Origin of the sequence: Fusibacter tunisiensis, from assembly GCF_016908355.1 — a bacterium.
GTDB lineage: Bacteria > Bacillota > Clostridia > Peptostreptococcales > Acidaminobacteraceae > Fusibacter_D > Fusibacter_D tunisiensis.
Genome location: NZ_JAFBDT010000005.1, coordinates 67,070 through 79,172, shown reverse-complemented (window position 1 = coordinate 79,172; position 12,103 = coordinate 67,070). Strand labels below are relative to the sequence as shown.

The 12,103-nt window shown below is 37.1% G+C and carries 13 protein-coding genes and 1 pseudogene; all 14 read left to right on the top strand.

Annotation, left to right across the window (positions count from 1 at the left end; translation table 11 throughout):
• Nucleotides 1–5 precede the first annotated feature (5 nt).
• The gene (locus JOC49_RS04840; RefSeq protein ID WP_204662969.1) at nucleotides 6–227 is read left to right on the top strand and encodes a YdbC family protein; all 222 of its coding nucleotides are present in this window, start codon (nucleotides 6–8) and stop codon (nucleotides 225–227) included.
• 352 nt (nucleotides 228–579) lie between these two features.
• The gene (locus tag JOC49_RS04835) at nucleotides 580–1,854 is read left to right on the top strand and encodes an ATP-binding protein (protein WP_204662967.1); all 1,275 of its coding nucleotides are present in this window, start codon (nucleotides 580–582) and stop codon (nucleotides 1,852–1,854) included.
• Nucleotides 1,855–1,943: 89 nt separating this feature from the next.
• Nucleotides 1,944–2,372: a DUF1801 domain-containing protein gene (locus JOC49_RS04830; protein WP_204662965.1), complete on the top strand. Its 429-nt coding sequence runs from the start codon at nucleotides 1,944–1,946 to the stop codon at nucleotides 2,370–2,372.
• A 97-nt stretch (nucleotides 2,373–2,469) separates the two neighbouring features.
• Nucleotides 2,470–3,825 (top strand): copper amine oxidase N-terminal domain-containing protein, encoded by a 1,356-nt coding sequence (locus tag JOC49_RS04825; protein ID WP_204662963.1) that lies wholly within the window; start codon nucleotides 2,470–2,472, stop codon nucleotides 3,823–3,825.
• A 126-nt stretch (nucleotides 3,826–3,951) separates the two neighbouring features.
• Nucleotides 3,952–5,010 carry a magnesium/cobalt transporter CorA gene (gene corA, locus JOC49_RS04820; protein ID WP_243423607.1) on the top strand — a complete coding sequence of 353 codons (1,059 nt, stop codon included), beginning with the start codon at nucleotides 3,952–3,954 and terminating at the stop codon, nucleotides 5,008–5,010.
• A 218-nt stretch (nucleotides 5,011–5,228) separates the two neighbouring features.
• A complete protein-coding gene (locus tag JOC49_RS04815; protein ID WP_204662959.1) occupies nucleotides 5,229–5,840 on the top strand; it encodes a Uma2 family endonuclease in 612 nt (203 codons plus the stop codon).
• A gap of 204 nt (nucleotides 5,841–6,044) precedes the next feature.
• Entirely contained in the window at nucleotides 6,045–6,539 is a 495-nt protein-coding gene (locus tag JOC49_RS04810; protein WP_204662957.1) for a hypothetical protein, read from the top strand.
• A gap of 49 nt (nucleotides 6,540–6,588) precedes the next feature.
• A complete protein-coding gene (locus JOC49_RS04805) occupies nucleotides 6,589–7,752 on the top strand; it encodes an aldo/keto reductase (RefSeq protein ID WP_204662955.1) in 1,164 nt (387 codons plus the stop codon).
• 262 nt (nucleotides 7,753–8,014) lie between these two features.
• The gene (locus JOC49_RS04800) at nucleotides 8,015–8,788 is read left to right on the top strand and encodes an IS1595 family transposase (protein ID WP_204662953.1); all 774 of its coding nucleotides are present in this window, start codon (nucleotides 8,015–8,017) and stop codon (nucleotides 8,786–8,788) included.
• A 60-nt stretch (nucleotides 8,789–8,848) separates the two neighbouring features.
• Entirely contained in the window at nucleotides 8,849–10,084 is a 1,236-nt protein-coding gene (locus tag JOC49_RS04795) for an IS256 family transposase (RefSeq protein WP_204662951.1), read from the top strand.
• 47 nt (nucleotides 10,085–10,131) lie between these two features.
• A pseudogene (locus tag JOC49_RS13510) lies at nucleotides 10,132–10,285 on the top strand (IS1595 family transposase); the annotation flags it as partial.
• Between the two features lie 213 nt (nucleotides 10,286–10,498).
• Nucleotides 10,499–11,095, top strand: a complete 597-nt coding sequence (locus JOC49_RS04785) for a coiled-coil domain-containing protein (RefSeq protein WP_204662947.1) — start codon at nucleotides 10,499–10,501, stop codon at nucleotides 11,093–11,095.
• Nucleotides 11,096–11,237: 142 nt separating this feature from the next.
• Nucleotides 11,238–11,423, top strand: coding sequence for a hypothetical protein (locus JOC49_RS04780; RefSeq protein ID WP_204662945.1), 186 nt, complete (start codon nucleotides 11,238–11,240; stop codon nucleotides 11,421–11,423).
• A gap of 27 nt (nucleotides 11,424–11,450) precedes the next feature.
• The gene (locus JOC49_RS04775) at nucleotides 11,451–11,966 is read left to right on the top strand and encodes a PDC sensor domain-containing protein (protein ID WP_204662943.1); all 516 of its coding nucleotides are present in this window, start codon (nucleotides 11,451–11,453) and stop codon (nucleotides 11,964–11,966) included.
• Nucleotides 11,967–12,103: the final 137 nt, after the last annotated feature.

Here is a 12,103-nt window from a genome sequence, read left to right as displayed (position 1 = left end):
TATAGATGGCAGAAATAAAATATGAAATTAAAGAAACCGTGGGTACTCTTTCAGAAAACAATAAAGGCTGGTCAAAGGAACTGAATTTAATCAGCTGGAATGACAGGGAGCCTAAATATGATATTAGAGATTGGGCTCCTGAACATGAGAAAATGGGCAAAGGTGTAACCTTAAGCGTAGAAGAACTTAAAAAGCTGAGGGATTTACTGAATGAGATGAAACTTTAGGGAGGTTGAGAGATGAGCAAATTACAAAAACCGGGTGAGAAACCTAATCGATCTGGTGAGTATATAGTGTAAAAATCCCAACTAGTCAACGCCGAAAATCGATGAAAAGTTGGGACGTGTTGGGACGAAAACTGTATGCGATATTAATAAAATAATTTGTTTGAGGGTTATAGGCCATGTGTCGAATGTTGACGCATGGCTTATTTTAAGTTTCTTTCTGGGGACGGAGGAAAAACGGACCCATGACCTGTTCCCGGATAGAAAAATGACCGAATGAGAACGGGGAAAACGACCGATTATAAATTGCAAAAATGACCGATTGGATTTATAATGGAGTTGAGGTGAAATTAAAATGAAGACTCAAGAGTATTTACCAAGAATCATTGATAAGGCTGTAGAAAGTCATTTAAGGACATTTGGAGCGGTTTGCATTGAAGGTGCTAAATGGTGTGGGAAAACTTGGACTGCCAATATCCACAGCAATAGCAGCATTTATCTGGGAGATCCTGCAGGAAACTTCCAGAACAAATCTTTAGCCCAAATTGACCCAAAGCTGGTTTTAGAAGGGGATAATCCAAGGCTAATAGATGAATGGCAAGAGGTCCCTGAACTATGGGATGCAGTAAGATTTGAAGTTGACCAACGAGGCACTAAGGGGCAGTTTATATTGACAGGCTCTACTACTCCTGCCCAGAAGGGAATACTTCACAGTGGTGCAGGGAGGATATCCACCTTAAGAATGCGTCCTATGTCTTTATATGAGTCCAAGGATTCATCTGGACAGATTTCCTTTGAAGATATTTGCAATGGGAACTACATGAACATAGTGGTTGATGAGGCAAGATTAGACAGGATCATAAACCTAATTATAAGAGGAGGATGGCCAGGCAGCTTAGATGTTGAGTTCTCAGATTATACTGTTCTTGCCAGAGAGTACTTAAATGCCACTATCAACCATGACATTTATAGGCTGGAAGGAATCAATAGGAACACTCGGAAAATGAATCTACTCCTTAGGTCTTTGGCCAGGAATGAAAGTACCACAGTTTCAATGAGTACTTTAAGACGAGATATAAGAGAACACGAAGAGGACGATTTGGATGTCGATACCATCTCAACCTATCTGACTCTTTTCGAGAGAATGTTCCTTATTGAGAATCAGAAAGCCTTCTCTTCAAATATTAGATCCTCAACAAGACTGAAAAAGTTAGATAAGAGGCACTTTGTCGACCCTTCCTTAGCCTGTGCTTTATTAAATGCAACACCAAAGATGCTCATTAATGATTTGAACACACTAGGCTTTCTATTTGAAGCCCTATGTGAAAGAGATTTAAGGATCTATGCAGAATCCTTTAATGCCAAGCTATATCATTATCAAGATTATGATGGGGATGAGATCGACTCTGTTGTTGAGCTGGAGAATGGTGATTGGGTTGCCATAGAGATAAAACTTGGGAGCAATCAGATTGATGAAGCCGCAGATACATTGATAAGAATTAGGAACAAAATAATAAATGATAAGGGAAAACCACCAAAGGTTATGTGCGTTGTCTGTGGCATATGTAAGGCTGCATATCTAAGGCCTGATGGGGTTTATGTGGTTCCAATAACAGCGTTGAGAGATTAATTTCGTTTGGGGACGGAGGAAAAACGGACCCATGACCTGTCCCCGGGTGAAAGCTGAGAGCGTGTTAAATTAGATGTAGGAGGGATTCTATGAGTGAGCTGAAAACCAAGGAAAATGATGCAGATGTATATGCGTTTATTGATGCTTATGCAAATACAGAGCAAAAGAAGAGCGACAGTTATGAGTTGATTAAGTTAATGACACTGGTAACAGGTGAGCCACCGAGAATGTGGGGAACATCTATTATAGGATTTGGCAAGTATCATTATAAGTCGGAAAGGAGCTCACAAGAAGGCGATTGGCCGATTATTGGATTTTCACCAAGAAAAACAGCGTTATCCCTTTATGTTTTTACGGGCTTAGAAGAGCATGAGTCTATGTTAACTGATTTGGGGAAGTTTAAAAAGGGGAAAGCCTGTATTTATGTAAAGAAATTATCAGATATTGATGTAACTGTTTTGGAAAAATTGATGCGATTTACAGTGGATTTTATGAAGAGAACTTATGGGGTGAATTGATTTGATTTTTATGCGTTAAGTCTATTTTTAGGGGTAAAAATTTTATAGTCTAGAAATTTGGCGAGTTCATTAGTTTCTTTGAAAGGGGATGAACAGAATGCGTAAGGCATTGAGTATGGTTTTGATGTTGAGTCTTGTGCTAAGCGTTTTTATGGTTGGGGGTGGGATAGCAAGTGCTGATACTCAGTATGCATGGGTTTTAGTTGATCGGTATGAGTATCCAATACCAGAGGGCTATAAGCCTAGTGATACCATGAGTTATTATGCGGATCGGACTGGCAATCGAATTGAAATGCAAATGACCCAACCATATGGTTTGGGACCATATGCATCGAGGGATGAAAACAATCCGGTGAATATTCATGCAATTTACACTTGGAACAATCCGCCGAGTGTCATTATGCCAGAAGAGATGGTGACAATTAAACTGAATCAAGAAGTACTCAGCAATAAGGACGGGAATTTTTCAATTGGGTTTAAGCCTTATTTTAATATGGATTTAGCAGATTTAAACATAGGTTCAGCGACAGCAAGCAAAAAGATGGCAACGATAGTCTATCCTGATGGATCCTCACCGAGCAATTTTAAGTTAGGTTATGGTGGCGACCCTCAAATGCAAGTTAGTGCAGAAATCGATATGACGATGAAATTTGTTTCAACTGGAAATCCAGGCCAAAAACACGCTTTGTATTTTGGTATTTATGGGGGAGGCCCAGGATCAATAGGCATTCGATATACGTATGAATGGAAAGAAAAACCACTTATTGGTGCAGAGGCTTTTGAGTCTGGAATTAGAATTATGTGGCAACCTGCAAATGGTTTGGGATACAGAATTTACAGGTCTACTAGTCCTGATGAATTGGGTATTTCTGTGTCGGATTTTTATATTTCTGGAACTTCATATGCGGATGTAAATGTTCTGCCTAATACAAGTTATTATTATACAGTTAAGGCGGTTCTTGCTGAAGCAAACCCACTTGAAAATATAGAAGAGAAATTAAGTGCACCTCTTCAAACATTTACTTCAAAGACGACGGCAGATATGGTTGCGTCTTCAAAAATGCGTAACTTTATTATGTTAAAAGTTGACAGTCCAGATATGACTGTTAATGGGAAAAATCAAGAGGTTGATCCTGGTCGTGGCACGACACCGGTTGTTCTTTCCAGTAGAACTATGGTTCCAATCCGAGCAATTGTTGAAGCAATGGGGGGAACAATTGAATGGGAAGATGCAACACAAAAAATCACCATTAATGCACGTGGAAATGTGGTTGAAATGTGGGTTGGTAAGACGGATCTTACGATAAACGGAACCAGTCAAACCATGGATGTTGTGCCCGTGGTCCAAAATGGAAGAACTTTTGTTCCTGTAAGATTTGCTGCAGAGAATTTGAACTGTAAAGTAGACTGGATTAATTCAACACAAGAGGTTGTTATTGTCTATGAAGATTGATTTTCTAGTCTAAAGATAGGAAAAATTTAGCGTAGAGTATCTACGCTTTTTTTTGGGGACGGAGGAAAAATGGACCCCTGACCTGTCCCTGGCTGACAGTGTTATATGGAGGTGGAAGTGAATTTTATGAATTTTAAAGATCCTTTAAGTGTATTTCAGCAAAAGAAACAGACGGTTGGAGAAGCGCCTGGGACTTTAAGCTATACCGGTATCCATGAAAATATAGAAGTGACAATTGAGGTCTACGCCTATGATGAGGCGGCGTGTGAGCATTTTATTGTTAAGGATTTTTCAGAAGTTGATCTGGTGGGTAAAAATTATTGGATTAATATTACGGGTTTGAATGATGTGACTTTAATTCGCGAAATTGGGGAAAAGTTTGATTTGCATTTAATGGATTTGGAAGATGTTGTCCATGTGTCTCAGCGTAGTAAGATTGAATTAAAGGAGTCCTACCTGTTTTCAATTATTAAAATGATGTATTTGAGAAATGATGAAATCCGTCACGAGCATGTGTCAATTTTCGTCAAAGACAATGTTTTGATGACATTTCAAGAGACAGAGGGTGACGTTTTTGACGGTGTGCGCAGTAGGCTCGAAAAGAATGGTGGGCGAACGCGAGCGCGTGGTACGGATTATTTGTTTTATTCTTTGTTGGATGCGGTTGTGGACCATTACTTTCCCGTTGTGAGCAAATCATATGAGCAGTTTTCCGAAGTTGAGATGGCTGTTCTGGAAACTGGGAGTACGGATATGACGGACATTTATCAATTGAGAAAAGAACTTTTGTATATGGTAAATGCCATTTCCCCAATAAAGGATGCGATTACGGGGTTTACACGTGAAGTAAGTGATTATTTTAATCCTCAAGATGCACCTTATTATTCGGATGTGATGGATCATTTAAATCAATTAACGGAATCTTTAAAGAGTTATCGTGAGATGATTACCAGTCTTTATGAGATGCAGATGGCGGAAAAGAGCAATGCACTCAATAAAACGATGATGACATTAACCATTTTCTCAGTTATTTTTATACCGCTTTCATTTTTGGCGGGTGTTTTTGGAATGAATTTCGTCCATTTTCCGGGACTTTCTTTTCCATATGCATTTCATATTTTTGCTGGTGCATGCGTTGTAATTGGCGCTGGAATGTGGGGTTATTTTAAGTTTGGGAGAGATTAATCGTTTGGGGACGGAGGAAAAACGGACCCCTGACCTGTCCCTGGCTGATACCCGGATTTGCCGAGTTGTGAACAGTTAAGATGTAAGGAAGTGTCGATCGGATCATATCGAGACATGGTGGCTAAAGGGTGCTAAATTGGAACAGTTAAAAAGATAATGAGGTCATCGTTACTAAAAACGAGAGGGGGGTAGCAAAGCTTATTCCCTATCAAGATCCCATGGTCTATGTGATGAAGGAGAGCACTGCAGAATATTATCTGCGAAGACGAGTGACACTTTCTGAGTTTTTGGAGATTACAGAAAATACAGAGACCCAGTACGAGCTAATCGATGGTGAAATCTACTTTATGGCTTCGCCATGTCATGCCCATCAAGTTGCAATCCGAGAGATTTTCGGTCAGTTCTATAATTTTTTTAAAGGAAAAGCGTGCAGCCCTATAATGGGCCTTTTTGATGTGCGGCTTAAAAATAATTCGCCGAATTTCGAAGATGACCCTAATATCGTGCAGCCAGACATCCTGGTGATATGCGATTCCGAAAACATCGATGGAAAGGGCAAATATCACGGTGTGCCCACGCTGGTGGTAGAGGTCCTGTCGCCAAGGACGCGTGGTAAATACATGATAAAGAAGCTCAGTCTCTATGCGAATAGCGGGGTTCAGGAGTATTGGATCATCGATATCGATCACGGCTATGCGATTGTATACAGCTTAACTGATGGTGATGTACTACGCGTTCAGCAATATGCATTTAGTGAATGTATTCCATCTTGGTCGTTTAAGGGGTTGAATGTGGAGACAGATTTGCTGATTCGATCAAATAAAGTTTAGCTGAATACCGAGATGATAACCACATGCCGAAAGCACGCCTCATAAGTTACAAGTATTAAGCGACTGGGTGCATCTGTTGATCCACAGAACAGGGCATCTGTAAAAATTTTGGGAAAACTTGGGTTTGAGTTTCATCAGAATTTATGTTGGTATAGAGGGATGTGAATATGGAACCATCAAAAAGAGAAACGAAGGGGGATTTTCATGAGCCCTAAAAAGAAGATCTTTATAATTTGTATAATAGTATTAGTTTTAAGCGCTTTATTTCAGTTTAGGGGGCTTATGTTGGCTGTGTTTGAAGAATGGAAGTATCATGCTGAAGCCAGCAATGCAAATAGAATTTCGACAGTGTATCAAATGGATGTCCTTGAGAAAGAAAAACATGACAAAAATTATTTGTATATTGGAGTCGATTCAGAAACGAATCAAGATAAATTTGTGTACGTGCTTTTTATGGACAAGAAAGCACATGTCATATATGCACATGAGGGAATCAGCTATGTGAAAGCAAAACAAATTGGACTGGATAATGGGTACGAAGTGAATACGGACAAGCTTCTTGTTTGGCAATCCTATACTAAAGAAAAAAGTAATGCTGGTGATAATATAGCAAACCATATGTATTGGTTGGTTTTTGAAGATCCTTATGAAAAGAATGTGTATATCAACTTCACTACGGGTGAAATTATGGTCCGATGAAAGTCATCCGATTGAATAAAGAAACTTTTGTAAAAAGAGAGAGGTTTAGATGAAAAATAGAGTTAATCCAAAGAACAAAGAGCACTTATCTATACTTGGTTTTGGGTGTATGAGATTTTCCAAAAGTGAGAGTGAAGTCGAAGAGCAAATTATTCACGCAATTGAAAATGGTGTTAACTATTTTGACACAGCCTATATTTATCCAAATAGTGAAGTAATTTTAGGTAGAATTTTAGCCAAAGGATATCGAAAAAAGGTGAATGTTGCCACAAAGTTGCCACCTTACTTGGTTAAAAAATATGAAGATTTTGATAAGCTCTTTTACAAAGAACTTCAACGACTTCAAACAGATTATATTGATTATTATTTGATGCATATGTTGACTGATTTAGTCACCTGGGACCGACTGAAAGAACTAGGGGTTGTTCAGTGGATTGATGAAAAGAAAAAAAGTGGAGAAATCCGAAACATTGGATTTTCTTATCATGGGGGCAAATCAGAGTTCATTAAAATATTGGATGCATATGAATGGGAATTTTGTATGATTCAGTATAATTACTTGGATGAGAACAATCAAGCGGGTAAGAGTGGTCTTAAGTATGCAGCTTCTAAAGGGTTACCGGTGATGATTATGGAACCATTAAGAGGAGGAAAACTTGTAAATAATTTGCCAAAGGAAGTTTATAAGACTTTTGAAGCAGCGAAAGTAAAACGATCTCCTGCTGAGTGGGCATTGAAGTGGATATGGGATCAGCCCGAGGTTACCCTAGTTTTATCTGGGATGAATTCCATGGAAATGCTAAATGAAAATATGAGAGTTGCAAGCGAAACCGATGTTAATGCGTTTACAGAAGTTGAAAAAACAATGTTTGATCAAGTTAAAAAAACGCTACATGAGAAGATCAAGGTGCCTTGTACTGGATGTAATTACTGCATGCCGTGTCCGGTTGGGGTTGATATACCAACGTGCTTATCTTGCTATAATGATATTGAAATTGAAGGAAGAATTGGGGCATTTTCTAAATACTTGATGCAAACAAGTTTAAAAAGTGAACCACATAATGCATCTCTTTGTGTGAAGTGTGGAAAATGCGAGAAACATTGTCCACAAGAAATTAAAATTATTGAAGAACTTGAAAATGTTACTAAAAAATTAGAAGGGGTCCTCTATAAACCCATACGTGCAGTCGCAAAGAGATTTATGAAATTGTAAGGATTCCGTTTGGGGACGGAGGAAAAACGGACCCCTGACCTGTCCCCTGGGTGAAGAATTGAAGTTTTTCTAGGCATAGAAGGTTAATGTTAAATCTAACCTTCTAATTTTTACATAATATTTAATATAAGATAATATTTTGGATTTTATAAAATGAGTGAAATTAAAAAAATAGGCTCTGTTAGACTTTAGTGTTGTTATTTGACAACTCAGAACACTTGTTCTATAATTAAAAAGAACATACATTCGTTAGGAGTCTACCATGCCATCAACAAAAAGCATATTTTATGACATTAAGTTATTGAGTGATTATGAAATTGAAGAATTATTTAATAATATAAGTGAACTAATTTCATTTAAATCAATAACAAAATCAATTCATAGCGACAGTAGAGAGCAACGCTATTCAAATGGTGTTGCTTGTTTGCATTGTGGTAGTACTTCAGTCATCAAACATGGTAAAAAGAATGATGTTCAAAGATTTAGATGTAAAGACTGTGGTAAAACATTTAATGACTTAACTTTAACACCTATGGCTAACTCACATGTAAAACTTGAAAAGTGGGTTAACTATGCCAAGTGTATGATAATGGGTTACTCAATCCGTAAATCGGCTCGTACTTGTGATGTAAGTGTTAAGACCTCATTTTACATGAGACATAGACTTCTTGACGCTGTTCGCAATTTTCAAGGCATTGGCGAAGTATCAGGTATCGTTGAAATGGATGAAACTTTCTTGCCTGAATCCTTTAAAGGCAATCACAAAAAGAGTGGCTTTAAAATGCCTCGTGAATCTCGAAAAAGAGGTAAGCAAGTGAAGAAAAGAGGTATCAGTAGAGAGCAAATATGCATTGCAACAGCAATTGATAGAAAAAATAATATTATCTTCGAGATGGTTAATAAAGGACGCATAAAAACTACTGATTTAGAGCGTCTTTTCAAAGGTAGGTTAGATTCGGAATCATTAGTCTGTACTGATTCGCACCCAAGTTACAATAGATTTTTGAAAGAGTATGCCTCCGAACAGATGGTGTAAGATATTTTGTGTAAAGTGAAAAATCAGTTATAATTCACTTAGACAAAATGGAGGTCCCAAATGGCAAAAAGAAAAAGAAATCCAGCGCCCAAAGAATTAATGGAATATTTGTTTCAGAACTATGAGCTAAAGAATGCATTGGATGTTCAAGAAGCACTAAAAGATATGTTCTCTGAAACGCTTGAAACAATGCTAAATGCAGAACTTGACGAACACCTAGGCTACTCAAAAAGTGAAAATAATATAGAGCACACATCAAATAGACGTAATGGAAAAAGTGCTAAAACGGTAAAAAGCCAATTAGGACAATTTGATCTAAATATCCCAAGAGATCGTGAAGCTTCTTTTGAGCCTCAGGTGGTTCAAAAACATCAAAAGGATATTTCAGGGATAGAAGATAAAATCCTTTCAATGTATGCAAAAGGTCAATCACAGCGTGATATTTCAGCAACAATTGAGGACATTTATGGTTTTGAAGTTAGCCACGAAACCGTTTCAAAAGTAACTGATAAAATCGTTCCATTGGTACAAGAGTTTAGAAATAGGCCTTTAAAGAAATTCTACCCATTTGTATTCGTAGACGCTATGTATACCCCAGTTAAAACAGCTTCTGGTACAGGGCAAAAGGCGCTGTACAACATCATCGGGATTGATATAGAGGGCAAGAAAGACGTACTAGGATTTTGGCTTTCAGAAGAAGAAAGCAGCCGCTATTGGCTTCAAATCCTCGAGGAAATCAAACAACGTGGCGTTGAAGATATCTTATTTATCTCTCTAGATGGTCTAACAGGGCTTGAAAAAGCTATCAAAGGTGTTTTCCCCAATACCATAACACAAAGATGCATCGTACATCTTATGCGCAATTCTACGCGTTATATTGCACGAAAAAGATGGTCTGAATTCGCCAAAGATATAAAGGCTGTTTATAAAGCCGTGAGTTTGGATGAAGCCGTAATCCTGTTCGAAGCATTTGAGCTTAAATGGTCAGAGTCTGCTGCAGCAGTGGCTGTTTGGCGCAACAATTGGGACGCTGTAGAGCGTTTATTTGAGTGTCCTAGTGAGATAAGAAAAATTATATACACCACCAATACCATTGAAAGTTATCATAATCAGCTAAGAAAAGTTACGGATCGTAAAGGTGCTTTTCCAAATGAGATGGCTCTATACAAGTTGGTTTACTTAAGAACTATGGATATAAAGCAATCATGGACTCGTCCAGTCCAAAATTGGGGTCAAGTCATGAATCAATTAGAGACCCTTTTTTCTGACAGAATCGCTGCTCACTTAAAATTTTAAATCAAACTTTACACAAAATTCTTGACAGGTCCTCCGAACATATAAAAATAGCATCAGGCAAACACAAGAATGGTGTTTATCATATTTCACATGTAAACAGTATCCATAGTAAGTTTAAGAAATGGGTAGCCCGTTTCAATGGTGTGGCTACAAAATATCTGCCTAACTATTTACATTGGTTCAAGTGGTTAGAAACTTTCCTTGATGAAAAAGAAATTGTCAAAGCAAGGCAACTACTTGTTAATGGTTCAACTAAGCCAATTGATACAAGAATAGAACAATACAAAAGTAGAGAACCAATCTATGTTTAATTGGAATAAAACTTGATTTATTTGAATATACTTAATTATAATCACATAGGAATGACTAAATAGAATATAAATATGTTAAACTAATAAAAAGGGGAATGCAGATATGAAAAGAATTATACTGATACTTTTAGTTGTATCGCTTTCGCTGTTTGGGTGTGAGGCAACTGAAAAAAAAGATGCGGAAACTTCAGAATTAAATTCCAAAATTGAAACACTAAACAATGAAATCATTGGATTAAATGTAAAAATTGAATCTTTGGAAAGTAATAAGAATGAAATAAATCAAACACTTGAGGAGCAGGATGCAGAAATTGAAAGTCTGCAATATAATGTTGCTGTGGGGCGAGGATTTGCAGTACAGTATATGTTTGATATGAATACACTATATGAAGAACTTAATTGTCCTGTTTATATTGCAACTGATGAGAAGGAATTATTAATAATAGAAAAACTATTAGAACGATTAGAAGAAGATTCGCTATTTTCGAATAGGAAAATAGTTACTTTAAGACTATCTAAAATGGATGATAATGATGATAGTAAATATCTTGTTAATGGTATTGCTTTCACACCCGAAGAACAAGAAGAACTAACTAACACGATTGAAAGCGGAAGTTCGATTCCATATCCAGCGATTAAAGGTTACTCGATTAGATTGATTTTGAATGATGGTGATTTCGAATATGAAATTCTACAATAGTACTATAAATAAATCCATAGCATAATCGAAAAAGGAATGGACATCCCATTCCTCTTTTATTGGACTAATTAACAACACTGAAGTCTAACAGAGCCAAAAAATAATAGTTTGTTCTTAAAATCTGGGTTACTGGGGAGGGCTTATGAAAATAAATCAAAAAGCAATGCTTGTAGTGGGGATTATGGTAGCCTTAATAATTAGTGTGGTTACACATGTATCAATAATAGATGCAAGAAGCAATGAAATTCAAAATAACGAAAAGTATGTGACCAGTGAACTTAAAGTGGCAACCAGTACAGTAAACGATTTTTTAAATGAAACACTATAAAATCACCAGTTTATTTATGGGATATGGATGCGGCTTGAGAGTCCAAAATATGTTGAGTTAGGGAACCTTTACACATCATCAGGGGCCTATAATCCATATTTTTATCGAGAAGGTTATTCTGTTGCGTATGTAGGGTTAAAAGAAGTTGGTTGGCTTGAAAATGAAGTTGATGGCGCTTTTTATTACGATTCTTATAACAGTGGTAATATCTTTGTTTATGAACCTGTTGTGTGGGAAATTGACGGTGCAGATGTTGAAATGGTAACGATTGCATATCCAATTATTGTTGACGGGAAAGTAGAAGGAGCTTTAGCGATTGACATGACAATTGATTATATCAATGAATACATCGGTGCTTTGTCAATTTATGAGTCTGGTAAATTTAGCCTTATCTACGACGGACAATACACATCAAATCAATTTGTGCAGCATGAAACCATAGACCTAGCATATGAAATTGGGAACCCTGCTGATTGGCGTGTATATGTGGATATACCAGAATCAGAAATGTTGGATTTTACATCCGTGATTTTAAAATTATAGCCGTTGGGCTTGTATGTGCTGTGATATTAATAGGTATTATTTTGACCAGTATTTTAAATCAAGTAACTTAAACGACTGGCTTACTAGAAAAAATTGCAGATTATGATTTGAAGATTGATTCAACTGATGCATGATAT